This is a genomic window from Rhizobium sp. ERR 1071 (assembly GCF_007828675.1).
GTDB lineage: Bacteria > Pseudomonadota > Alphaproteobacteria > Rhizobiales > Rhizobiaceae > Rhizobium > Rhizobium dioscoreae.
On sequence record NZ_VITM01000002.1, the window covers coordinates 946,685 to 969,783 of the forward strand.

22 protein-coding genes are annotated in these 23,099 nt (G+C 60.3%); 17 read left to right on the forward strand and 5 right to left on the reverse strand.

Annotated elements, in window-relative coordinates; translation table 11 throughout:
- Window positions 1-2: 2 nt before the first annotated feature.
- Genes cobN through cobO form a run of 3 tightly spaced genes read left to right on the forward strand, consistent with a single transcriptional unit; the run spans window position 3 to window position 5,220 of the window.
- The gene (cobN, locus tag FBZ99_RS09890; protein WP_113354553.1) at window positions 3-3,983 is read left to right on the forward strand and encodes a cobaltochelatase subunit CobN; all 3,981 of its coding nucleotides are present in this window, start codon (window positions 3-5) and stop codon (window positions 3,981-3,983) included.
- Window positions 3,980-4,579, forward strand: a complete 600-nt coding sequence (locus FBZ99_RS09895) for a dimethylsulfonioproprionate lyase family protein (RefSeq protein WP_113354554.1) — start codon at window positions 3,980-3,982, stop codon at window positions 4,577-4,579. The genes cobN and FBZ99_RS09895 overlap by 4 nt, the downstream gene beginning before the upstream one ends.
- Window positions 4,576-5,220, forward strand: a complete 645-nt coding sequence (gene cobO, locus FBZ99_RS09900; RefSeq protein WP_113333029.1) for a cob(I)yrinic acid a,c-diamide adenosyltransferase — start codon at window positions 4,576-4,578, stop codon at window positions 5,218-5,220. The genes FBZ99_RS09895 and cobO overlap by 4 nt, the downstream gene beginning before the upstream one ends.
- A gap of 13 nt (window positions 5,221-5,233) precedes the next feature.
- Here cobO and FBZ99_RS09905 read toward each other — a convergent pair whose 3' ends face one another.
- From FBZ99_RS09905 to FBZ99_RS09915, 3 genes are all read right to left on the reverse strand, one after another.
- Complete coding sequence (locus tag FBZ99_RS09905; protein WP_113354555.1) at window positions 5,234-6,037, reverse strand: helix-turn-helix domain-containing protein; 804 nt, start codon at window positions 6,035-6,037, stop codon at window positions 5,234-5,236.
- Window positions 6,034-6,399, reverse strand: coding sequence for a nuclear transport factor 2 family protein (locus tag FBZ99_RS09910; protein ID WP_113354556.1), 366 nt, complete (start codon window positions 6,397-6,399; stop codon window positions 6,034-6,036). The genes FBZ99_RS09905 and FBZ99_RS09910 overlap by 4 nt, the downstream gene beginning before the upstream one ends.
- 101 nt (window positions 6,400-6,500) lie before the next feature.
- Window positions 6,501-7,286, reverse strand: a complete 786-nt coding sequence (locus FBZ99_RS09915) for a TSUP family transporter (RefSeq protein WP_113354557.1) — start codon at window positions 7,284-7,286, stop codon at window positions 6,501-6,503.
- Between the two features lie 148 nt (window positions 7,287-7,434).
- On the opposite strand from FBZ99_RS09915, the gene FBZ99_RS09920 reads away from it, so the two are divergent.
- The 14 genes from FBZ99_RS09920 (at window position 7,435) to FBZ99_RS09985 (ending at window position 20,568) form a co-directional block, all read left to right on the forward strand.
- A complete protein-coding gene (locus FBZ99_RS09920) occupies window positions 7,435-7,839 on the forward strand; it encodes a cobalamin biosynthesis protein (RefSeq protein ID WP_113354558.1) in 405 nt (134 codons plus the stop codon).
- A 163-nt stretch (window positions 7,840-8,002) separates the two neighbouring features.
- Window positions 8,003-8,962 carry a nucleoside hydrolase gene (locus tag FBZ99_RS09925; RefSeq protein WP_113333034.1) on the forward strand — a complete coding sequence of 320 codons (960 nt, stop codon included), beginning with the start codon at window positions 8,003-8,005 and terminating at the stop codon, window positions 8,960-8,962.
- Window positions 8,963-9,246: 284 nt separating this feature from the next.
- Window positions 9,247-10,095, forward strand: a complete 849-nt coding sequence (gene cobA, locus FBZ99_RS09930; protein ID WP_113354559.1) for a uroporphyrinogen-III C-methyltransferase — start codon at window positions 9,247-9,249, stop codon at window positions 10,093-10,095.
- Complete coding sequence (locus tag FBZ99_RS09935) at window positions 10,092-11,399, forward strand: cobyrinate a,c-diamide synthase (protein WP_113354560.1); 1,308 nt, start codon at window positions 10,092-10,094, stop codon at window positions 11,397-11,399. Before cobA ends, FBZ99_RS09935 begins: the two co-directional genes overlap by 4 nt.
- Window positions 11,396-12,394: a threonine-phosphate decarboxylase CobD gene (gene cobD, locus FBZ99_RS09940; protein ID WP_145632753.1), complete on the forward strand. Its 999-nt coding sequence runs from the start codon at window positions 11,396-11,398 to the stop codon at window positions 12,392-12,394. Before FBZ99_RS09935 ends, cobD begins: the two co-directional genes overlap by 4 nt.
- Window positions 12,391-13,371, forward strand: coding sequence for an adenosylcobinamide-phosphate synthase CbiB (gene cbiB / locus FBZ99_RS09945; protein ID WP_113333038.1), 981 nt, complete (start codon window positions 12,391-12,393; stop codon window positions 13,369-13,371). Before cobD ends, cbiB begins: the two co-directional genes overlap by 4 nt.
- A 118-nt stretch (window positions 13,372-13,489) precedes the next feature.
- Window positions 13,490-13,918 carry a L,D-transpeptidase gene (locus FBZ99_RS09950; protein WP_069613140.1) on the forward strand — a complete coding sequence of 143 codons (429 nt, stop codon included), beginning with the start codon at window positions 13,490-13,492 and terminating at the stop codon, window positions 13,916-13,918.
- 218 nt (window positions 13,919-14,136) lie between these two features.
- The gene (locus FBZ99_RS09955) at window positions 14,137-14,415 is read left to right on the forward strand and encodes an acyl carrier protein (RefSeq protein WP_069613139.1); all 279 of its coding nucleotides are present in this window, start codon (window positions 14,137-14,139) and stop codon (window positions 14,413-14,415) included.
- Window positions 14,416-14,537: 122 nt separating this feature from the next.
- A complete protein-coding gene (locus FBZ99_RS09960) occupies window positions 14,538-15,011 on the forward strand; it encodes a 3-hydroxyacyl-ACP dehydratase FabZ family protein (protein WP_095435134.1) in 474 nt (157 codons plus the stop codon).
- 43 nt (window positions 15,012-15,054) lie between these two features.
- The gene (locus FBZ99_RS09965; protein WP_113354562.1) at window positions 15,055-16,260 is read left to right on the forward strand and encodes a beta-ketoacyl-ACP synthase; all 1,206 of its coding nucleotides are present in this window, start codon (window positions 15,055-15,057) and stop codon (window positions 16,258-16,260) included.
- Window positions 16,261-16,270: 10 nt separating this feature from the next.
- Window positions 16,271-17,551 (forward strand): beta-ketoacyl-ACP synthase, encoded by a 1,281-nt coding sequence (locus FBZ99_RS09970; RefSeq protein WP_113333042.1) that lies wholly within the window; start codon window positions 16,271-16,273, stop codon window positions 17,549-17,551.
- A 54-nt stretch (window positions 17,552-17,605) separates the two neighbouring features.
- Entirely contained in the window at window positions 17,606-18,634 is a 1,029-nt protein-coding gene (locus tag FBZ99_RS09975; protein WP_113354563.1) for a zinc-binding dehydrogenase, read from the forward strand.
- 5 nt (window positions 18,635-18,639) lie between these two features.
- Window positions 18,640-19,572, forward strand: a complete 933-nt coding sequence (locus FBZ99_RS09980; protein ID WP_113354564.1) for a lipid A biosynthesis lauroyl acyltransferase — start codon at window positions 18,640-18,642, stop codon at window positions 19,570-19,572.
- 273 nt (window positions 19,573-19,845) lie between these two features.
- On the forward strand, window positions 19,846-20,568 hold the full coding sequence (locus FBZ99_RS09985) for a PAS domain-containing protein (protein WP_113333045.1): 723 nt from the start codon (window positions 19,846-19,848) through the stop codon (window positions 20,566-20,568).
- A gap of 187 nt (window positions 20,569-20,755) precedes the next feature.
- On the opposite strand, the gene zigA is transcribed toward FBZ99_RS09985, so the two are convergent.
- Together zigA and znuA are read right to left on the reverse strand one after the other, a co-directional pair.
- Window positions 20,756-21,961, reverse strand: coding sequence for a zinc metallochaperone GTPase ZigA (zigA, locus tag FBZ99_RS09990; protein WP_113354566.1), 1,206 nt, complete (start codon window positions 21,959-21,961; stop codon window positions 20,756-20,758).
- Window positions 21,962-22,043: 82 nt separating this feature from the next.
- On the reverse strand, window positions 22,044-23,018 hold the full coding sequence (gene znuA / locus FBZ99_RS09995; RefSeq protein WP_145632756.1) for a zinc ABC transporter substrate-binding protein ZnuA: 975 nt from the start codon (window positions 23,016-23,018) through the stop codon (window positions 22,044-22,046).
- Window positions 23,019-23,099 lie beyond the last annotated feature (81 nt).

Sequence of the window (23,099 nt, forward strand, 5' to 3'; positions counted from 1 at the left end):
CCATGCACCTTCTCCTGGCTCAAAAGGGAACCATCAGCGACGGAGAGGAGGCGATCGATCTCGGGCAGTCGCCCGGCGATATCCTCTTTCTGTCGGCTGCCGATACCGAGCTTGCGGCGATTGCCGCGGCCCACGGAGAGGGCGGCTGTTCCCTTCGGCTTGCAAGCCTGATGAGCCTCAAGCATCCGATGTCCGTCGATACCTATATCGAGAGAACGGCGCGGCATGCGAAGCTCATCATCGTGCGGGCGCTGGGAGGAGCAAGCTACTTCCACTATGCGCTGGAGGCGCTGCATGCCAGTGCAGCGCGCCAGGGTGCCTTGATCGCGGTGCTGCCGGGTGATTCGAAACCTGATCCCGGGCTGACACCTTTTTCCAACGTCGCGCTCGATGACCTCAATGCGCTCTGGTCCTATCTGATCGAGGGCGGGGAGGCGAATTCGCGGGCGTTTCTCGCCTATGCCGAGGCGATGCTCTCAGGCGCCGAGAAGCCGATGCCCGCCGTACCCTTGATGAAGGCCGGGATCTGGTGGCCGGGGCGGGGCGTGATCGGCGTCGAGGAGTGGCGGAGAGTCTCCAAAGCGGAGATGGCGATCCCTGCAGGATTCGAACCTCCGACCGTCGCGATTTCCTTCTATCGGGCGTTGGTTCAGAGCGGTGAAACCGGACCTGTCGAAGGCATGATAGAGGCGCTTATCGCTGAGGGCATGCGGCCGTTGCCGGTCTTTGCCTATAGCCTCAAAGACGCCGTGTCGGTCGGTATTCTCGAAAGTGTCTTTACCGAGCTGAAGCCAGGCGTGGTCATCAATGCCACTGGCTTTGCCGTTTCGGCGCCCGGTGCAGATCGTCAGGCGACGGTACTGGAAACGGGCGATGCCGTTGTTCTGCAAGCCATCTTCTCGGCGTCGTCGAAGGAGGCGTGGGAGGCATCTTCGCAGGGGCTTTCGGCGCGCGATCTCGGCATGAACGTGGCGCTCCCCGAGGTCGACGGCCGTGTTCTTGCCCGCGCCGTGTCCTTCAAGGCTGCGGCCCGCTATGACGAGAGAGTCGAGGCCAATATCGTCGCCAGCGAGCCGCTTCAGGATCGCATGCGCTATACGGCGCGGCTTGCAGCCAATTGGGCGCGGCTGCGCAATACGCTGCCCGGCGATCGCCGCGTCGCGCTTGTTATGGCGAACTATCCCAATCGTGATGGACGTCTCGGCAATGGTGTCGGGCTCGATACGCCGGCCGGCACGATCGAAGTGCTGAAGGCGATGCGGGCGGCCGGCTACGGCGTTGCCGATCTGCCTGCCGACGGCGATGCGCTGATGCGGCACTTGGCGGAAGGGCCGACAAATTCGGGGTACGATGGCCGCGTGGTCGGCGAGACGCTTTCCTTCAGCGACTACAAGCATTTCTTCTCGTCGCTTCCCAAACCGATTCAAGATGAGATTACCGCGCGCTGGGGGGAGCCTGAGGCCGATCCCTATGCGTTGGATGACGGCTTTGCCCTGCCGTTCGCCCGCTTCGGGGATGTGCTCGTTGGTATCCAGCCGGCGCGCGGCTACAATATCGATCCGAAGGAGAGCTACCATTCTCCCGATCTCGTGCCGCCGCACGGCTATCTTGCCTTCTATGCCTTCCTGCGCCGCTCTTTCGATGCGCATGCGGTCATTCACATGGGCAAGCACGGCAATCTCGAATGGCTGCCGGGCAAGGCGTTGGCGCTGTCGGAAAATTGTTATCCGGAAGCAATCCTCGGACCACTGCCGAACCTCTATCCCTTCATCGTCAACGATCCCGGCGAGGGCACGCAGGCCAAGCGCCGCACGAGCGCCGTCATCATCGATCACCTGACGCCGCCGCTGACGCGTGCCGAAAGCTATGGCCCGCTGAAGGATCTGGAAGCGCTGGTCGACGAATATTACGAGGCTTCCGGCGGCGATCCCCGCCGCATCCGTCTGCTGCGTAAACAGATCCTCGATCTCGTCGCCGATATCGGGCTAGATCAGGATGCCGGCATCGCCAAGGGCGAGGGCGAAGACGAGGCCTTGCGCAAGCTCGATGCCTATCTCTGCGACCTCAAGGAAATGCAGATCCGCGATGGGTTGCACATTTTCGGCGTCTCGCCCGCTGGGCGGTTGTTGACGGATTTGACGGTGGCGCTGGCAAGGGTGCCGCGCGGGCTGGGCGAGGGTGGCGATCAGAGTCTGCAGCGGGCGATTGCTCGGGATGCGTTCGAGGATGTGGGGAGTGCGATACCCCCCTCTGTCGCCTTCGCGACATCTCCCCCACAAGGGGGGAGATTGGTTGCTCGTGCTGCCCCATCGCCTCAAGTGACTGTCGAATCCGCAGATGCTGTTGGTAATAAATCGGGAGAACGAAGCGGCACACTCCAATCAATCTCCCCCCTTGTGGGGGAGATGTCAGCGAAGCTGACAGAGGGGGGTATCCCTCCGAACAAGCCATTCGACCCGCTAGACTGTGACATGGCCGCCGAATGGACCGGCCCGCGCCCCACAATTCTCCAAGACATCTCCGACGCCTCCTGGCGTACCCAAGGCGATACCGTCGAACGCATCGAACTCCTGGCCGCAAAGCTCGTGAATGGCGAAACGGCCTGCCCGGAGAACTGGCCCAACACTCGCATGGTTCTCGGCGAGATTGGCTCGAAGCTCCAGCCTTCCATCCTCGCTTGCGGCGACGCGGAAATCGCAGCTCTGCTCAAAGGCCTCGACGGTCGTTTCGTACCTCCCGGCCCATCCGGCGCACCGACCCGTGGCCGGCCGGATGTTCTGCCGACGGGGCGCAATTTCTATTCGGTCGACAGCCGTGCGGTTCCGACGCCGGCTGCCTATGAGCTTGGCAGGAAGTCGGCCGAATTGCTCATCCGCCGCTATGTGCAGGATCATGGCGAATGGCCCGTTTCCTTCGGCATGACAGCCTGGGGCACATCGAACATGCGCACGGGTGGCGACGATATCGCGCAGGCGCTGGCGTTGATTGGTGTTAAGCCCGTATGGGACATGACTTCACGCCGCGTCACCGGCTATGAGATCATCCCGCCGGCCATGCTCCGGCGGCCGCGAGTCGATGTCACGCTGCGCATCTCCGGCTTTTTCCGTGATGCGTTTCCCGAGCAGATCGCCTTGTTCGATAGGGCAGTCCGCGCGGTCGGCATGCTCGATGAGGATGCAACGGATAATCCGATTGCGGCGCGTATGCGCGGCGAGATCGCGCGGCTTGAGGTCGCCGGGTTGGACACCGCGTCTGCCAGTCGTCGTGCGGGCTATCGCATCTTCGGGTCGAAACCCGGCGCTTATGGAGCTGGTCTGCAGGCGCTGATCGATGAGAAAGGCTGGGAGCGGCGCGCGGATCTGGCGGAGGCCTATCTCGTCTGGGGCAGCTATGCCTATGGCGCCGGCGAGGAGGGCAGGGCGGAGCGGGGCGTCTTTGAAGAGCGTTTGCGTTCGATCCAGGCGGTCGTGCAGAACCAGGACAATCGCGAGCACGATCTGCTCGACAGCGACGATTATTATCAGTTCGAGGGCGGCATGGCAGCCGCGGCCGAGCAGCTTGGCGGCGCGCGTCCCTCGATCTATCATAACGACCATTCGAGGCCGGAAAAGCCTGTAATCCGCTCGCTTGAAGAGGAGATCGGTCGGGTCGTGCGCGGGCGCGTCGTCAACCCCAAGTGGATCGAGGGCATCATGCGCCATGGCTACAAGGGCGCCTTCGAAATTGCGGCAACGGTAGATTATCTCTTTGCCTTCGCAGCGACGACCGGTGCGGTCCGCAATCATCATTTCGAGGCCGTCTATCAGGCCTTCGTTATCGATCAGCGCGTGCGTGATTTCATGGCAGAGAAGAATCCGGCTGCACTCAGGGAGATGCGAGAACGTCTGCTCGAGGCGATCGATCGCCAACTCTGGACGCCGAGGAGCAATTCTGCGCGGTTCGACCTGGAAAGCCTGAAGGAGGGCGAGGAGGCGGCGGCATGAGTACGGTCGACGAGCTTCTGGCCGCCTTTCGGGATTATCTGCAATCGCGCAGTGATCCAGTGCTACGGCATTTCATTGAAGGCTTCGACTGGTCGATGAAGAAGCGCTTGCTCGTGCCGCAGGACTTGCCCGTCGTCGATTATCTTCGAAAACATGATCGGTCTCGCGATGGGGCGGAAGGCGTACTGCTTGGCAGGCTCCTTCAAGCCGTGGACGAACTGCATTGGGCCCAGACCTACAGCATCACCGATTTCGGCGCGGATTTCCTCGAGAGATACGGCTGGGTCGAGCTTTTTGGCACGCGCGGGCATTTCACAAACAAAGAAATGGCCGGCGGTTTTCTCTTGCTTGGTCCCGGTGTGCACTATCCGGATCATCATCACGAGGCGGAGGAAATCTATATTCCTCTGACCGACGGCTCGCTGTGGAGCAAGGATGCCCAACCGTTCCTGCCGCGCTGGTCGGGTGAGATCATCCATCACCCCTCGAATATCCGCCACGCGATGCGCACGGAAGATCAGCCGCTTGTCGCGCTCTACATCTGGCGTGGCGGGCCGCTGGCACAGAAATCGATCATATCAGGGAGAATGCAATGAGCGACGAATTGGCCGAAACCGGTGCGGGCGTGCCGAAGAACGACGATGCCCGTCACGCCGACAAGATGGCCAAGAAGAAGGCCGCGCGCGACAAAATCATGGCGACCAAGACCGACGAGAAGGGCTTGATCATTGTCCATACAGGCAAGGGCAAGGGAAAATCCTCCTCCGCCTTCGGTATGATCTTCCGCCACATCGCCCATGGAAAGCCGAGTGCGGTGGTGCAGTTCATCAAGGGCGCCATGTGGACCGGCGAGCGCGACCTGATCGAAAAGCATTTCTCCGACCTCTGCCAGTTCCATACGATGGGTGAAGGCTTTACCTGGGAGACGCAGGATCGCGCCCGCGACGTTGCGGCGGCCACGGCTGCCTGGGAAAAGGCCAAGGAACTGATCCGCGATGAGCGCAACTCCATGGTGCTGCTGGATGAGATCAATATCGCGCTTCGTTACGATTACCTCGACATCAACGAGGTGCTGGAGTTCCTCAAGAACGAAAAGCCGTACATGACCCATGTCGTCTTGACGGGCCGCAACGCCAAGGAAGAGCTGATCGAGATTGCCGATCTCGTGACCGAGATGGAATTGATCAAGCATCCTTTCCGCTCGGGTATCAAAGGGCAGCCGGGCGTCGAGTTCTGATCGCGGGCGGCTGTCAACCGCCCGGCAGCATCGTCTTCAGTTTTTCCGCCGTCTGCGGGTTTGCGGGAAAGAAGGATTCGATCGCCAGCTCCGACAGGGTGACATCGACAGGCGTTCCGAAGACGGTCGTTGTGGACAGAAACGAGAGATGTCCCGTATCGGTGACAAGCTCCAGCGGCACGACAATGCCGGCGAAATCCCGTTCCGGAGCCGTCGATTTTGGCGCAGCCGGTGCGGGATAGGCGGATAATTCCGCCAGCAGTTTTGTCAACACGGGATCGCCGGTTGCCGATATCTGCTGGCGCAGGCGCTCCAGCAGATGCGCACGCCATTCGGAGAGATTGGCGATCCGCGGCGCCAAGCCATGTGGATGCAGGCTCAGCCGCAGGACATTGATCGGCCCTTCGGTCAGCGAGGCATCCGTCACGCCGGCAAGCAATGGTGCCACGGCGGCATTGGCAGCGATCAGCGTCCAATGCCGGTCGACGGCCAGAGCTGGGAAGGGCTCGTGCCCCTTCAGCAGCATGTCGATGGCATGGCGTGCCGGAGCAAGCGCCGGGTCGTCCAGTTTGCGCTCCGGAAAGACCGGCGCAAATCCAGCCGCCAGGAGCATCGGATTGCGTTCGCGCAAGGGAACGCCGAGCCGTTCGGCGAGATGCATCAGCATCTCGCGGCTTGGAAGCGCCCGCCCGCTCTCGATGAAGCTCAGATGCCGTTGCGATATATCGGCTTCAAGGGCGAATTCGAGCTGGCTCAGGTGGCGGCGCTGCCGCCATTCGCGCAGGTGGTCGCCGAGAGAGCGGGCCGGGTTCATCATGCGGCGGCCGGCAGCTGATCGATAAAGCCGTGAACGGACTTCAGCTGTTTGCCTTCTAGAATTGCGAAATCCGTGCCCTTAATGAGCGGTTCCGCATCGGCCGGGCCGAAACCCCAGGAGAAGCGGAGATTATCGCCGTGGCGCTCGCCTTCGCCGATGAGGGTGAAACGGAAGCCGGGGAAGCGCTCGTGCGCCGCCGTGACCAGCGCGTGGATCTCTTCGCGATTGCGCGCGCGCATCATCGGGTCGACATAGCTGCAGTCTTCCGTCCATACCTCGGCGATGAGCGCACGCCGGCGGTCGGTATCGGCCTCATTCCAGATGGCGATATAGCGGTCTGCGATGGTGTTCGCATCAGTCATCGGTCAACTCCTTTGGATCGCCTGAACCGTTCAGGCAGGGCGATCATCGGCGCGTACCGAAGCACTATCAATTACGTCGGAGGTAATCAAAGGTGCGGTTCTTACATTCCCAGCCAGATCCTGACGGGATGGGTGGGATCCGCCAGCAGCTTGATCGCAAAGGCTATGCAGACGATCACGAGCAGCGGCTTGATCAGTTTCGCACCGATGCGCATGGCGAGCCGCGAACCGAGCTGGGCGCCGAGGAATTGGCCGAGCCCCATCGTCAGCCCCACTTTCCAAAGGATAGCGCCGGAGGAGATGAAGACGATCAGGCCGCCGAGATTCGAGCCGAAATTGAGCAGCTTCGTATGCGCCGTCGCCTTCAAGAGGCCGAAGCCGGCGAGGGTTACGAAGGCGAGCATCAGGAACGAGCCGGTTCCGGGGCCGAAGGCGCCGTCATAGAAGCCGATCAGCGGCACGAACGTTACGCCGAAAAGCCCGGCGCTCATGCGCCGATGCTTTTCGAGATCGCCGAGATTGGGTTTCAGGGCGAAATAGAGCGCAATTGCGATCAGCAGGAAGGGCAGGATGATGCGCAGAACCTGGCTCGGCATGATGGTCGCCAGCAATGCACCGAGCATGCCTCCGATCACAGCCATCGCCGCCATCGGAAGCTGTTCGCGAAGTTGCACGTGTCCTTGCCGGGCATAGGCGATCGTTGCGGAGGCTGCGCCGCAGATGGACTGCACCTTGTTCGTGCCGAGGGTCTGCAGCGGCGGAATACCGGCCAGCAGCATGGCAGGCACGGTAATCAGCCCACCGCCGCCGGCGATCGAATCGACGAAACCAGCGAAGAACGCGGCGGCAAAGAGCAAAAGCAGCAGTTGAAATGTGATGTCTGGCAAGGTGGGGAACTCTGAGGCGGGAATTAAACGGCCTTCTGGCACTTCGATCGCCGCAAGGCAATTGCTATCAGGGCATATCAGGCGAAATTGACGCGTCGAAACGTGCCCGCTACAGCTGTCATCTCGGTCGATGCTGTTGGGAGCGACTATGACGATCTACGCCAATTCCACCCGCCGCTATCTTCTGGGTCTTGGCTGCGAGCGCGGCACGGACTGGAATGAGGTGCGGATGCTTGCAGAAAGAGCCTTTCAGGAGGCCGGGATCGGGAGGGATCAGGTTCTGGCCGTTGTATCGATCGACACGCGCATGGATGAACCGGCGATCCTGGAGACCGCCACGCATTTTCGCCTCCCGGCGCGCTTCTTCAAGGCAGCTGCACTGGAGCGGGAGACACCCAGGCTGAAGAACCCGTCCGAGATTGTTTTTGCGCATGTCGGTTGCCACGGTGTTGCCGAGGCTGCTGCGCTTGCGGCCGCCGGCTCGGATTCGGAGCTGGTGCTGCCCAAGATCAAGTCCAGCTTCGCCACGGCAGCGATCGCCAGGATCGCTTGAAGAGCGAATTCGCCACGCAAATCTCACAAATGCTCCATAGGGACATCGTCATGGCATTCCGCCACCGGCGGTTCTCGTGTATGCCGATGGGTCAAGCATGATCCGCGACGGGAGGAAATTTCCGGAAGATCAAGCTTATTCAGTATGTTGATAAGGAAAAATCATGCAAAAGGTCATTTATGATACGGATCCGGGCGTTGACGACGCCATGGCGCTTCTCTTCCTGCATCGTCACCCGAATATCGACCTTCTTGGCGTGACGACGGTTTTCGGCAATGCTTCGGTCGACACGACGACCCGCAACGCGCTGTTCCTGAAGCGCGAGTGGAATATTCCGTGCCCGGTTGCGCGCGGCGCCAGCGTCACTTTCGATCCTTCGCGGCATGAGCGGCCATGGCCGACAATGGTTCACGGCCATAACGGTCTCGGCGACATCGACGTGCCTGACACGATCGATCTGCCGACCGATCCCCGGCCAGCCTATCAGTTCATCATCGACACGGTTCGCGCGCATCCGGGGGAGGTTACCCTAGTTGCCGTCGGCCGCATGACCAATCTGGCTCTGGCGCTGAAGCATGATCCAGATATCGCCAAGCTCGTGAAAGGTGTCGTCATCATGGGCGGCAATTTTTACGTACCAGGCAATGTCTCTCCGGTCGCGGAGGCCAATATTCACGGCGATCCGGAAGCGGCCGATTTCGTCATGACAGCGGCCTGGAAAGTCGTCGTGGTCGGTCTGGACGTGACCTCGGTGACGACCATGAGCCGCGGCTATCTGGCAGACATGGCCAAGGCAGGCGGCCCTTCGGTGCAGCTTTTGGCCGACCTCTCGCAGTCCTACATCGATTTCTACAAGCATGCGGTCGAAGACGGCATGATGGTCCATGATAGCTGCGCTTGCGTCTACGTCGTGGCACCAGAGCTGTTCGACACGATCGAGGGATCGATCCGCGTCGTCTGCGGCGGTATTGCCGACGGCCAGACGATTATCAAGCAGGACGGCCGCCGCTTCCCGCCCGGCGATTGGGACAATCTGCCGAGCCAGATCGCCTGCACCGGCATCCGCTCGCAGCAGGTTCTCGATCTGATCCGCGACGTGATTCTGGGCAAGGTGAAGCATTAAACCCCGTGAAGGGGGCATGGCGCCCCCTTCACAATTCGCTGAAGACCATTCTCTAGCCCTATCAAGAACCTATCTGAGTGTCCGGATATATCGAGTCCGGGACGCAGTGATCGATCGACGTGTTTTCCGTGTCCTGTCGCCGTTGGAAAAGCTCATAGCGTGCTGTCGCTCATGTCGAAGAGATGCATGACGTAATGTCCGCAATGGGAGCGATGTCGAACGGAGATCGCCTTATCCCGTTCTCAACATTGCAATTTCGCCCATCCGGGCATAGGACACATGGGATGAACGATACCGCCTTTTCCAATCTGCCGGCCCTGGAGCCGGGGTCCGTCTGGCTCGTCGGTGCCGGGCCGGGCGATCCGGGGCTTTTGACCCTGCTGGCCGCCAAGGGATTGGCCGAGGCTGACATCATCGTGCATGATGCGCTCGTCAATGAAGATTGCCTCAAACTAGCCCGATCGGGCGCGGTGCTGGAATATGCCGGCAAGCGCGGCGGCAAGCCTTCCGCCAAGCAGCGGGATATCTCGCTGCGCCTAGTGGAATTGGCGCGGGCCGGCAAGCGCGTTCTGCGTTTGAAAGGGGGCGATCCCTTCGTTTTCGGGCGCGGCGGCGAGGAAGCGCTGACGCTTGTCCAGCACGGCATTCCCTTCCGCATCGTGCCCGGCATCACGGCTGGGATCGGTGGTCTGGCCTATGCCGGCATTCCCGTTACCCATCGCGACGTCAACCATGCCGTCACCTTCCTGACTGGTCATGACTCCTCCGGCGTCGTACCGGACGCGATCGATTGGGACGCGATCGGCAAGGGATCGCCCGTTATCGTCATGTATATGGCGATGAAGCACATTGCTCAGATCAGCGCGAATCTTATTGCCGCCGGCCGATCGGCGGACGAACCTGTTGCCTTCGTCTGCAATGCCGCGACATCCTCGCAGCAGGTTTTGGAGACGACGCTCGGGCGCGCGCCCGACGATGTCGAAGCCTCGGGCCTCGAGCCGCCCGCCATAGTCGTCGTCGGCGAGGTGGTGAAATTGCGGCCGTCGCTCGATTGGCTGGGCGCGCTTTCCGGCCGCATATTGCTGCCGGCGACAGAAAGTCCGGGGGAAAGCGGACGCAAGGTGTCGGCATGAGCGGGCTTCTGATCGCGGCACCCTCGTCAGGCTCCGGCAAGACCACATTCACGCTCGGTCTGCTGCGGGCACTGCGAAACAGGGGCGTTGCGGTCGCGTCCGGCAAGGCCGGGCCGGATTATATCGATCCTGCCTTTCACGCTGCAGCGCTCGGATCCTCCTGTCTCAACTTCGATCCCTGGGCCATGCGCGCCGAACTGATTTCCGCCAATGCCGCGCTTCATCGTGCCGGCGGACGGATGCTCGTGATCGAGGGGATGATGGGCCTGTTCGACGGTGCTGCCGATGGCACTGGAACTCCGGCCGATCTTGCGGCCCTGCTTGGCCTTTCCGTCGTGCTCGTCGTCGACTGCTCGCGCATGTCGCAATCGGTTGCAGCGGTCGTCAGCGGCTTTGCCAATTTCCGGGCCGATATCCGCATTGCCGGCGTCGTGCTGAATCGCGTCGCCAGTGACAGGCATGAGAGAATGCTGCGCCAGGCGTTGGACGCCGTGCGCATGCCTGTTGTCGCCGTTATCCGCAGTGATGCCAGCCTGGCATTGCCGGAGAGGCATCTCGGTCTGGTGCAGGCTGGAGAGCATGGAGCGCTCGAGCAGTTTATCGAGGCGGCTGCCGAGGTCGTCTCGAAAGCCTGCGATTTCGATCTGCTCTTGCGCGCAGCACACCAGCATCTCGTTCGCACGTCAGCGGCCAATATCGCGCGGCTTATGCCGTTCGGCCAGCGCATTGCCGTGGCGCGGGATATCGCCTTCGCCTTCTGCTACGAACATATGCTGCTTGGCTGGAAGCGGCGCGGCGCCGAAATCTCCTTCTTCTCCCCACTTGCGGACGAGGCGCCGTCGGTCGATGCCGACGCCGTCTATCTGCCTGGCGGCTATCCGGAATTACACGCCGGAAAGCTTGCCGTTGCCCAGCGGTTCCAAGAGGGCGTAAAGACTGCCGCGGCGCGCGGGGTGCGCATCTATGGCGAGTGCGGCGGCTATATGGTGCTCGGTGAGGGGCTTGTCGATGCGGCAGGTGCGCGCCATGAAATGCTAGGCCTCTTGCCCGTTGTTACCAGCTACGAGAAACGACAGCGCCATCTTGGCTATCGGCGGGTGGTGCCGCTTGCCGGCTCCTTCTTCGACAAGCCGATGACGGCGCATGAGTTTCATTATTCGACCATCGTATCGGAAGGTGAGGCGGACCGTCTGTTTGCGGTGAGGGATGCGCTCAATAACGATCTTGGTGCCGCTGGCTTGCAGCGTGCCAATGTTGCCGGCTCCTACATGCATTTGATCGATCTCGCCGGTGACGCCGTATGACCAGCAGGATTGTCCATGGAGGCGGCATCACGGCTGCGGCACGCCAATATGGCGGGCGTCCGGAGGAATGGCTGGATCTGTCGACCGGCATCAATCCCAATCCGGTGACGCTGCCGGAAATCCCCGTTGCGGCATGGCATAGGCTGCCTGACCAGCATTTGCAGGAGCGGGCGCGGGAAGCGGCGAGGAACTATTACCGGAGCGGCGATATTCTGCCCTTGCCGGTTCCCGGCACGCAGTCCGTCATTCAATTGCTTCCGAGGCTGGTGCCCGGTGGCAGCGCCGCAATCCTCTCGCCGACCTATGGCGAATATGCAAGAGCCTTCACGCTGGCGGGGCTGCAGGTCCGCCAGGTTTCGACGCCTGCCGAACTTACCGCCGACGACAGGCTCGTGGTTGCCGTCAATCCCAACAATCCTGATGGGCGGAGGTTACCCATTGAGCAGTTGCGGGACTTGCACGACAGGTTACGGAGCCAAGGTGGGATCCTTCTTGTCGACGAGGCCTTTGGCGATATGGAGCCGGCAGCGAGCGTGGCGCCCTTTGCCGCCTCGATGCCCAACCTCGTCATCTTCCGTTCGTTCGGAAAGTTTTTCGGACTGGCTGGCCTTCGGCTTGGGTTCGTGATTGCTGAGGCCGCGATCCTAACCCGTTTCGAGGATTGGCTCGGTCCATGGGCGGTTTCCGGACCGGCTCTCTCGATTGCCGCGTCGCTCATGGAAGGCGACACAAGCGCCATCCGAAACCGCATTCTTCAACGACATTCGGCGCTGCAGACGGTTCTTCGCCGCTCGAGGCTGCATATTGCGGGAGGCACGGCCCTGTTTGCACTGGTTGCGGACGACCGCGCCGAGGGCATATATACGCAACTCTGCCGTCATCATATTCTGGTCCGCAAGTTCGATTACGCCCGCAATTGGCTGCGCGTCGGGCTCGCTCCAGATGAAGAAGCGGATCAAAGACTCGCCGGGGTATTAGAGGATTATTCGACATGACCGCCGACGAACATTTGCTCATTCTGGTCCTGGCCTTGTTGCTTGACCGCCTCGTCGGCGATCCCGACTGGTTGTGGCAGCGCTTTCCGCATCCGGTCGTGCTGTTCGGCAAGGCGATTTCATCCTTCGACCAGCGGTTCAATGCAAAACATTTGCCGGGCGTCCTTCGCCGCCGCAACGGACTGATGTCGATCGTCGCGCTGCTCATGGGCGCCGTTATCGCCGGCTGGGCCATTCATGGATTTCTCGCCTTCTTCGGCTGGCTCGGTATCCTGGTCGAGGCGGGGCTTGTGGCGGTTTTCATGGCGCAGAAGAGCCTGGCCGATCATGTCGAGCAAGTTTCGCGGGCATTGCGTGCCGATGGTCTGGAAGGCGGGCGTCTCGCCGTGTCGCGCATCGTCGGCCGGGATCCCGAGACGCTGGATGAGCCGGGTATCTGCCGTGCCGCCATCGAAAGCCTTGCCGAGAATTTTTCCGACGGTGTCGTCGCACCGGCGCTGTGGTACGGCGTTTTCGGCCTGCCGGGCCTCTTCTTCTACAAGATGCTCAACACTGCCGATTCGATGATCGGCCATAAATCCGAGACCTATGTCGATTTTGGCCGCGCTGCCGCGCGCCTCGACGATATCGCCAATTGGCCGGCGGCAAGACTCTCCATCCTGTTGATTGCTGCCGGCGCTCTGATCAAACGTGGCATCTCCGCGCTTGGAAATGCGATCCGCATCGCCGTCCGCGATGGCGGGCTGCATCGTTCACCCAACTCCGGCCGGCCCGAGGCGGCTATGGCCGGCGCGCTCGATATCCAGCTCGCAGGTCCGCGAATCTATGGCGGTGAGCTCGTGCGCGAGCCGATGATCAACGGCTCCGGCCGCGACACTGCTACGGTCAACGACATCGAAGCCGGCATTTCCATATTCTATTCCGCCTGCACGATGCTGACGCTTCTCGCTTTCCTGGGTTTTCTGCTGCTCTTGTGAGCGTTCCGAAATTAAGCAATCGCTCACTATATGTATTAATTTGGTATAATCAGCATAGCGATAGACTCTCCCATCGTCTGAATTGCTTCATAAGGAAGCAAACAGTCGGAGGGGCAAGATGAGGCGTATCGCGTTCGCAGTAACGGCATGCCTGTGCATGCAATTCCACACCGTTTCGGCCCATGCCGGGACTGTTCTTGCAGTGGTCGATCTTCGATCGCAAACAATGACCGTTTCGGAGGATGGAGCTCTGAAGTATCGCTGGCGAGTGTCGACGGCGCGCAGGGGGTATGTGACGCCGACCGGCTCCTACACGGCCAAATGGCTGTCCAGGGATCACCGCTCGAAAAAATATGACGATGCGCCGATGCCTTACGCCGTGTTCTTCAACGGCGGCTATGCCATTCACGGCACCTATGAGGTGCGGCGGCTCGGCCGGCCGGCGTCGCATGGCTGCGTGCGGCTCGATACCCGCAATGCCGCCACTTTCTTTGCGATGACATCGGATGCCGGGCTCCACAACACCCGCATCGTGATCAGCGAGTGATCTTTCGCCAACAAGCGCTTTGTCATGCGGTTCGGCCGCAATGCTGCCGCATCTCGCGTCCATGTCGCGCGTGATTTCACAGGTATGACGCGGCAGTCATTTTGCTGTTTGCGCAACACTGTCTTGCCAAATTGCCGGGGTTTCTGGTGGAAACCATTGGCTTTTGGAATGGATTTCCCTATGAGGGGGATGAATTATTATTTCAAGAGGTATGGGCAGTGACTGCTACATTTGACAAAGTTGCCGACATCATCGCTGAAACCAGCGAAATCGACCGTGACACCATCACCCCGGATAGCCACACGATCGACGACCTCGGCATCGACAGCCTGGACTTCCTGGATATCGTTTTCGCGATCGACAAGGAATTCGGCATCAAGATCCCGCTCGAGCAATGGACGCAGGAAGTCAACGAAGGCAAGGTCTCGACCGAAGAATACTTCGTCCTGAAGAATCTCTGTGCCAAGATCGATGAGTTGCGCGCTGCCAAGGGCTGAGCGACATCCTTGCATTTTTTGACGCCCAGCCGCCTTTGAATATGGCGGCCGGGCGGTTTCATTCTTAAATAGCGTATCCCGCCCGGCGCGTCCTGCATTGCCGGGTTGGATCGGAGGCGTTGATGCTGCTGGAATATTTCCAGATGATCGACAGGGTCGAGTCCGTCGATCTGTCCAAGGGCCAGTTGAAGGCTCATTCCGTCGTTCCGGCGAAAAGCCCTGTTTTCGAAGGCCATTTCCCGGGCATGCCCCTGGTGCCTGGCGTTCTTCTTATCGAGACGATGGCGCAGGCCTCGGGCATGCTGGTGCTTGCTGCGACGAATTTTGCCTACATGCCGTTCCTGATGTCGGTCGATGGCGCGAAGATGCGAACCTTCGTCGAGCCGGAAGCTGAACTCGATATCGAAGCAGATTTGGAACACGAGGGTTCGGGCTTCGCCGTCACCAAGGCGCGTATTACCATTGCCGGAAAGAAGGTTTGCGATGCGCAGTTGAAGCTGCGCACCATGCCGTTTAATGAGGTGCCGCTCGGCGATATCGTGCGCAAGCGGGCAGGCGAGGTCGGGCTTCTCGACGCCATCGCCGCCAACGGTTGATGCTGCCGACTTGTTCGGCGCCGCATTCGAAGAGGATTGATGAATGAGCAAGGCTCAGAATGATGTGGTGATCACAGGTATCGGCATCGTTACCTGCCAGGGCGTTGGCAAGGACGCGCATGTCGCCTTGCTGACCGCGGACAAGGCGCCGGCGACCATCGTCGAAACCGAGAAGTTCAAGCCCTATCCCGTGCATCCACTGCCCGAAATAGACTGGTCGCAACAGATCCCGAAGCGTGGTGATCAGCGCCAGATGGAAAACTGGCAGCGCATCGGCGTGTTCACCGCCGGTTTGGCGCTCGACGATGCCGGCTTCAAGGATGATCTGGAAGCCTGCGGCACCATGGACATGATCGTGGCGGCCGGCGGCGGCGAGCGCGACATCAATGTCGATACGCTGATTGTCAATGAGGGCCTGAAGCGCAACGACCGCGAGCTGCTGCTGAACGAGAAGCTGACGACCGAATTGCGGCCGACGCTGTTCCTGGCGCAGCTTTCGAACCTGCTCGCCGGCAACATCTCGATCGTGCATAAGGTCACGGGCTCGTCGCGCACTTTCATGGGCGAAGAGGCCTCCGGCATTTCGGCAGTGGAGACCGCGTTCCACCGCATCAAGTCCGGTGAATCGAGCCATGCTCTCGTAGGCGGCGCATTTTCCGCCGAGCGGCTCGACATGATCCTGCTGATCGAATCGATCAACGCGCATGCCACTGGTGACTGGCATCCCATCTGGTCGCGCAAGCCAGAAGACGGCGGCGGCATGATCATGGGTTCGCTCAGCGCCTTCCTCGTTCTTGAATCGCGTGCGCATGCCGAAGGTCGCGGCGCCCGTATCTATGCGACCATCGATGCCGTCGAGGGCGATCGCGGCCGGCGCGACGAGGGCAAGTTCGAGACGCGACTGGAGCGCATGCTCGCGCCAGCCAAGCAGACGTCCGGCGATGCGACCGTCGTCTTTTCCGGCACGACAGCGATCCCCGATCTTGCCCAGCGAGAAAAGGCAGTGCTCGATGCCCAGCTTCCGGGCTCGGCCATTCGCGCCTATTCCGGTGTTTCTGGCCATGGGCTGGAAAGCCAATTTCCGCTCGGGCTCGCCTTCGCGGCATTGGCCGTCGCCAACCAGGCCAAGGTGCCGCCGTTTGATGCTGCGCATGAAAAGCCGATGACGGCGGGTGCCCGCAAGGCTGTGGTCACGACCGTCGGCCATGTGCGCGGCGAAGGCATTGCCGTATTGTCAGCTGAAGCGTGAGGAGCAGGATATGACCGCTTACAAGGATCATCTCGGACGCCCGATCGTTGCCGTTACCGGCATGGGGATCATCACGTCGCTGGGGCAGGGCCTGCAGGACAATTGGAATGCATTGTCGTCTGGCACTTCCGGCATTCACGGCATTACCCGCTTCCCGACGGACGGCCTTTCGACGCGCATTGCCGGCACCGTGGATTTCATCGATATTCCGGCTCCGAACGCTGTCGAGCGCTCCTATGCTTTCGCCCGCGAAACAACCATTGAAGCTCTGGCTCAAGCCGGGATTTCTGGCGATTTCGACGCGCCGCTGTTCCTGGCTGCGCCGCCGATCGAACCCGAATGGAGCGCCCGTTTCGAACTGGCCGACCGCTCTCCTCCGGCAGATCATGAGGGCGATGCATATGAACGCTTTCTCGCCGCCATGCGCCAGCGTCCCGATCCGGCCTTCCATGAAGCGGCTCTCTTCGGCGCCATTTCCGAGCGCCTTGCCGACCGCTTCGGTACGCGCGGCTTGCCGGTAACGCTGTCGACGGCCTGTGCATCGGGCGTGACGGCAATACAGCTCGGTATTGAGGCGATCCGTCAGGGACGCACCACGCGAGCACTGACTGTTGCTACCGACGGTTCGCTTAGCGCCGAGGCGCTGATCCGCTTCTCGCTGTTGTCAGCGCTGTCGACTCAGAACGATCCGCCGACCAAGGCTTCCAAGCCCTTCAGCAAGGATCGTGACGGCTTCGTCATCGCAGAAGGCGCTGCGACACTGGTGCTGGAATCGCTGGAGGCAGCGGTCGCGCGCGGCGCCAAGATCCTCGGCATCATGAAGGGTGCGGGCGACAAGGCCGATTCCTTCCATCGCACTCGGTCGTCACCGGATGGCGGCCCGGCGATCGCGACGATCCGCGCGGCACTGGCCGATGCCGGCATGGCCGAGACCGATATCGGCTATATCAATGCGCACGGCACCTCGACGCCGGAAAACGACAAGATGGAATATGGCGCGATGTCGGCCGTCTTCGGCGAGCGGCTTCCGACCATTCCGGTTTCCTCGAACAAGTCGATGATCGGCCATACGCTGACGGCTGCGGGTGCGGTCGAAGCGGTGTTCTCGCTGCAGACGATGCTGACCGGCACGCTGCCGCCGACCATCAACTACAACAATCCCGATCCGTCGATCATCCTCGACGTGGTGCCGAACAAGAAGCGTGAAAAGCAGGTAAGTGCCGTTCTTTCGAACTCTTTCGGGTTCGGCGGCCAGAATGCCAGCCTTGTCATGGCGCTTGAACCGGCTTAATCGGACTTCTGAAAAACAGGATACAACTGCGCCCGAGAGGCGAGGGACTTTGCCATGCGTGCTTTGCAACTGATCGACGACCGCAAACTTGAGATCACCGATCTGCCGGAGCCGGATGCGCCGGGCGCGGGTGAGGTGACCTTGCGCGTCAAGGCCGTCGCTCTCAATCACATCGATGTGTGGGGCTGGCGCGGCATGGCCTTTGCCAAGCGCAAGATGCCGCTGGTCATCGGTGCTGAGGCTGCCGGCGTGGTCGAAGCGATCGGCCCGGGTGTTGCCAATGTCCTGCCGGGTCAGCTCGTATCGATCTACGGCGCGCGCACCTGCGGTCTTTGCCGCCATTGCCGCGAAGGACGTGACAATCTGTGCGAACATGTCGGTGGCGTCCACGGTTTCCATCTCGATGGTTTCGCGCAGGAGAAGGTCAATCTTCCGGCTCGCCTGCTCGTTCCGGCGCCTCCCGGCGTCGATGCGGTGGGTGCCGCGCTTGCTCCGGTGACTTTCGGTACCGTCGAGCACATGCTGTTCGACAATGCCAAGCTTGAACCGGGCGAAACGATCCTCGTTCACGCGGGCGGCTCGGGTATCGGTACCGCCGCGATCCAGCTTGCCAAGAAGATCGGCTGCACCGTGATCACGACGGTCGGTTCCGACGACAAGATCGAGAAGGCGAAGGCGCTCGGCGCCGATCACGTCATCAATTATCGCACCGACCGCTTCGAGGGCGTTGTGCGCAAGCTGACGAAGAAAAAGGGTGTCGACGTGGTTTTCGAGCATGTCGGCAAGGACACCTGGGCCGGCTCCATGCTCTGCATGAAGCGCGGCGGCCGTCTCGTCACCTGCGGTTCGACTTCGGGCGTTTCGACCGAAATGAACCTGATGATGCTGTTCCAGCAGCAGTTGAAGCTGCTTGGCTCCTTCGGCTGCCGCATGGAGAACATGGCCGATGCGATGCAGAAGATGGCGCGCGGACTGGTTCATCCCGTGATCGATACCGAAGTCGGCTTCAATGACATCGACCGGGCGCTGGAGCGGATGGAATCGCGCCAGATCTTCGGCAAGATCATCCTGAAGATGGACTGAGCAGCGTGAAGCTCTTCATCACCCGGATCGTCCTTGCGCTCAGAAATTTCCGGCAGTGGCTGGTGGCGCAGGTCATTTTCGGCTTCCTGAATTTCCTGAAGCTGTTTCCGGCGGATGCAGGCATCAACTTCGCCGATTGGCTAACCCGCAAGATCGGTCCGCGCATGCGCCGGCATCAATTGATGCTGACCAATCTGCGCAATGCCTTTCCCGAAAAGAGCGAGGCGGAGATCGAGGAAATTGCGCGTGCAAGCTGGGGCAATATGGGGCGCCTGGCAGCAGAATATGTGTTTCTCGACCGGCTTTTCGATTTCGATCCCTTCAGCGACAAGCCTGGCCGCATCGAAGTTTCCGGTATTCCGATCTTTCTCGATCTGAGGGACAATCCGCGCCCGTTCATCGTTTTTACCGGACATACCGGCAATTTCGAACTACTGCCGGTCGCGGGGGCGGCCTTTGGCCTGACCGTGACCGTACTCTTCCGACCGCCGAACAATCCCTATGTCGCTCAGAAGGTTTTCGACTTCCGGGCTAAACGTATGGGCAACCTCGTTCCCTCCCACGCCGGCTCCTCGTTCAGCCTTGCGCGGGAGCTGGAAGCGGGTCGCGGCGTCGGCGTGCTGGTCGACCAGAAATTTCGCAAGGGTTTGAAGACGTCGTTCTTCGGCAGGGACGTAAAGACGAATCCGCTGCTGCCGAAGCTGGTGCGCCAGTTCAATTGCGAGGTCTATCCGGCCCGCTGCATCCGCCTGCCCGGCAATCGCTACCGGCTGGAGATCGAGCCGAAGCTCGAGATGCCGCGCAACGAAGCCGGCGGTCTCGATCTGACCGCAACGGCGCAGATGCTGAACGACAAGGTTGAGAGCTGGGTGCGGGAAAACCCTGAGCAATGGCTGTGGTATCATGATCGCTGGAATATCAAGAAGAGCGTTTTCTAGGCATCCATTCCGGCCCGTTAGCGACAGTTTTGCATTGTATATTCGCATCCGGTCTTCATGCAGTCATTACGCCAGGTAAGCCTTGCATTTCAGAAAGTTCTCCTTTCCCGAGAACTTCCGCTCATCCGGATTGAAAGTAGGGATAAGTCATGTTAATTCACAATGCAGAAAGTTTGGTGAGAATGCGGACACCAAGCTGAATATCCTTGGGCATGGTAACGCCGGGAAACGAGGCCCCTGCGTCCTGCTGTGTGCGGGGACAGGAGGGCAATTTTGCTGGCACTCTTTCATGCCTTCTCCACGAAATGTAACCAGATTCAGCGTGCGATAAAACTTGGCGATGACGAGCTTGTAGCGTCACTCGATCGCGAATTGGAGCCACTTATCGCGGCTATCCTGGCCTATAAGGCTACGAGCCTGCTTGAAATTTACATGCAGCTCCAGTTTATGAACAATCTCATCCGAGAAGAATCGGACGATCGCTCGCGCGTCATGCGCAACTCCGCATCGCTGTCGGTATTGATCGATCGCTACTTCGGCGGTGCAAGCGAAGCAGCAGGCGAAGTTCTTCGGGCATTTTCAAGCGAGAAGATCGATCGGGACGATGCGTTCGGCTTCGAAGAAAGCAGCGTTCTCAATGATGTCATTCTGGACAGCCTGCCGGATCGCGTTGCCGTCGTGACGCGGGACTATCGCTACCTCTACAGCAACGCCGCCAATTCGGAGTTTCTGAAGTCGAAGCCGATGGAACTCGTGGGACGTCATATCTCGGAATTTGTCGGTGCGGAAGATTTCGAAAACAGCCTCAAGGCGAAGCTTGATGCCTGCTTTACCGGGGAGAAGGTGGAGTGCCTTTATCCCTCCTATCGCCAGATCGAACCTGGCAAGGTATTCCACTGCACGATGACGCCGTTGCGGGCAAAGGCGGAAGTGATCGGCGCATTGCTCGTCATGCACGAGATCATCGCCGTTCCCGCAGGCATGCTGGTGGCCTGAACTCGCGTTCAGGCCCCAAACAGCAGTTTTCCAATCATGTCCGGTATCAGGCGAAGATTGTGTTCGCTTGATTTAGTGCTGTCTCGATCCGCTTTGACCGTATCGGACCGCGATCGATCGCTCGTCTCTTCGTTATCGCCGCTGCATTCGAAGCAGTAGCAGCGGAACCGGATCACTTTCGGCTGTTTCATGCCGGTAACCTGTTCCAGCTTGCAAAGGGATCGGGCAGATTGCGCCAACGCTCGGGCGTGAAGCGGTCCGCCTTGACGAGGCAGGCATCCAGTTCGGCGGTAATCTGTTTTTCGCTCATCGGGTCGGCGCCGATGAACACCAGCTCCTGGCGGCGGTCGCCCCAGATCGGATCGAGATAGGGTGCCAGCGCCCGCTGGAAGCCGGGATCGCGCGGCCATTGATCCTGCGGCACGGCAGCCCACCAGAGGCCCATTTTGCCCGTGCGGACGAGCGCACCCGCCTGGCTCATTTCGCCGACATAATAGGGCCGCGTCGCCAACCAGAAGAAGCCCTTGGCTCTGACAACGCCCGGCCACGAGCGATTGAGGAAGGCTTGGAATTTCGCGGGGTCGAATGGTTTCTTCGCGCGGTAGACGAAGGAGCGAATGCCATATTCTTCCGTTTCGGGAACATGATCCTTGAAACCGTGCAATTCCTTGTACCAGAGCGGATGCGTTTCGGCGCGATCGATATCGAAGCGTCCGGTGCCGAGAACCTCCACCGGTTCGACTGCACCGAAATCCGCTTCGATGAGACGCGCATCGGGGTTGAGGCCGACGATGATCTTGCGGGCGGCGTCGCGTTGTTCAACCGTTGCCGAACCGACCTTGTTGAGAATGACGACATCGGCAAATTCGATCTGCTCGACCAGCAGGTCGACAATGGTCCGGTTATCGCCTTCACCTGTGGTTTCACCGCGATCGGCGAGGAAATCCGTCGATCCATAGTCGGCAAGAAGATTGGCCGCATCGACGACCGTCACCATCGTATCTAGCCGGGCAACGTCGGAAAGACTGCGTCCGTCTTCGTCACGGAATTCAAAGGTGGTTGCAACGGGCAGGGGCTCGGCAATGCCTGTGGATTCGATTAGGAGGTAATCGAAGCGATCCTGCTCCGCGAGCTGACGGACTTCCTTCAGCAGGTCGTCGCGCAGCGTGCAACAGATGCAGCCATTGGTCATCTCGACGAGCTGTTCCTCTGTGCGGGAGAGATTAGCGCCGCCATCGCGCACCAGAGCCGCATCGATATTCACCTCGCTCATGTCGTTGACGATGACAGCGACCCGCAGGCCCTCGCGATTGTTGAGGATATGATTGAGCAGCGTCGTCTTGCCGGCGCCGAGAAAACCGGAGAGGACGGTAACCGGGAGCTTCTTGTTCATGACAACCTCTTTTGTAATGTAATATCATTACATTTACTGTGGTGAAAAAAGCGAGCCATGCGCTCGCTTCCTTCGGCGATGTTCAGCCTTGTGCTGAAAGGCAGGTTTTCAGGGAGCTTGCGATGCCGCGCATCAGGTCGAAATAGAGATCCGGTCCTTGCGGCAGCGTTGCGGCTTCCGGGTCCAGAACACCAGATTTTGCCGCCGTGCCTTCCAGGACCACATTGACCAGCTTCGGTTCGAATTGCGGCTCGGCGAAGACGCAGGTCGCGCCGAGATCGGCGACCTTGCTACGGATCTCGGCGACGCGCTGCGCGCCCGGGATGGTTTCCGGGCTGACCGTGATCGAGCCTGAGACACGCACGCCATAGCGATGCTCAAAATACTGGTAGGCATCATGAAAGACGATGAAAGGCTTGTCCTTCACGGGGGCGAGCGTCGAAGCGATTTCCGCATCAAGCGCATCGAGCTTGTCGTCCAAGGTCTTCTGATTTGCCTCGTAGGTGAGGGCGTTGGCGGGATCGGCCGCGACCAGCGACGTCGTGATTTCGGCGACCATCGCCTTGGCATTGTGCGGATCGAGCCAAAGGTGAGTGTCGAACTCGCCATGATCGTGGTCGTGATCATGTGCATGATCATCGCTGGCTTCGTGTTCGTCGCCATCGTCATGCGGTTCGAAGGCGCCGCCTTCGCGGAACTTCAGTTTGGCGATGCCGGGTGCGTCGTCAAGCTCGACGACGGTGGCATTGGTACCAAGTGCGGCAAGCGGCTTCTGCAGAAAAGCTTCCATGCCCGGCCCAACCCAGAAGACTACTTTCGCCTCCTGAAGGCTGCGCGCATTCGACGGCTTGAGCGCATAGGTATGCGGCGAAGCAGCACCATCGACGATCAGATCCGGGGTGCCGACGCCCTGCATGACAGCTGCGACCAGCGAGTGGATCGGCTTGATGGAGACGACGACTTTCGGCGCATCGGCTGCAGTTGCGGTTGTGCTGACGAGCAGGCCGGAAAGGAGAAGGGAGGCGGCGAGGGGAAGAAGAGTTTTTGCTGCGTTCATGCCAGAAATGCCCTTGAATGGGTCTGTTATGTTATTACATCAATTGCGTTATGCTATAACGTGTGCGATAGCATGGCGCAA

Coding starts and splice junctions, on each gene's coding strand:
- cobN (WP_113354553.1), top strand. CDS start 3: ATGCACCTTCTCCTGGCTCAAAAGGGAACCATCAGCGACGGAGAGGAG.
- FBZ99_RS09895 (WP_113354554.1), top strand. CDS start 3,980: ATGAGTACGGTCGACGAGCTTCTGGCCGCCTTTCGGGATTATCTGCAA.
- cobO (WP_113333029.1), top strand. CDS start 4,576: ATGAGCGACGAATTGGCCGAAACCGGTGCGGGCGTGCCGAAGAACGAC.
- FBZ99_RS09905 (WP_113354555.1), bottom strand. CDS start 6,037: ATGATGAACCCGGCCCGCTCTCTCGGCGACCACCTGCGCGAATGGCGG.
- FBZ99_RS09910 (WP_113354556.1), bottom strand. CDS start 6,399: ATGACTGATGCGAACACCATCGCAGACCGCTATATCGCCATCTGGAAT.
- FBZ99_RS09920 (WP_113354558.1), top strand. CDS start 7,435: ATGACGATCTACGCCAATTCCACCCGCCGCTATCTTCTGGGTCTTGGC.
- FBZ99_RS09925 (WP_113333034.1), top strand. CDS start 8,003: ATGCAAAAGGTCATTTATGATACGGATCCGGGCGTTGACGACGCCATG.
- cobA (WP_113354559.1), top strand. CDS start 9,247: ATGAACGATACCGCCTTTTCCAATCTGCCGGCCCTGGAGCCGGGGTCC.
- FBZ99_RS09935 (WP_113354560.1), top strand. CDS start 10,092: ATGAGCGGGCTTCTGATCGCGGCACCCTCGTCAGGCTCCGGCAAGACC.
- cobD (WP_145632753.1), top strand. CDS start 11,396: ATGACCAGCAGGATTGTCCATGGAGGCGGCATCACGGCTGCGGCACGC.
- cbiB (WP_113333038.1), top strand. CDS start 12,391: ATGACCGCCGACGAACATTTGCTCATTCTGGTCCTGGCCTTGTTGCTT.
- FBZ99_RS09950 (WP_069613140.1), top strand. CDS start 13,490: ATGAGGCGTATCGCGTTCGCAGTAACGGCATGCCTGTGCATGCAATTC.
- FBZ99_RS09960 (WP_095435134.1), top strand. CDS start 14,538: ATGCTGCTGGAATATTTCCAGATGATCGACAGGGTCGAGTCCGTCGAT.
- FBZ99_RS09965 (WP_113354562.1), top strand. CDS start 15,055: ATGAGCAAGGCTCAGAATGATGTGGTGATCACAGGTATCGGCATCGTT.
- FBZ99_RS09970 (WP_113333042.1), top strand. CDS start 16,271: ATGACCGCTTACAAGGATCATCTCGGACGCCCGATCGTTGCCGTTACC.
- FBZ99_RS09975 (WP_113354563.1), top strand. CDS start 17,606: ATGCGTGCTTTGCAACTGATCGACGACCGCAAACTTGAGATCACCGAT.
- zigA (WP_113354566.1), bottom strand. CDS start 21,961: ATGAACAAGAAGCTCCCGGTTACCGTCCTCTCCGGTTTTCTCGGCGCC.
- znuA (WP_145632756.1), bottom strand. CDS start 23,018: ATGAACGCAGCAAAAACTCTTCTTCCCCTCGCCGCCTCCCTTCTCCTT.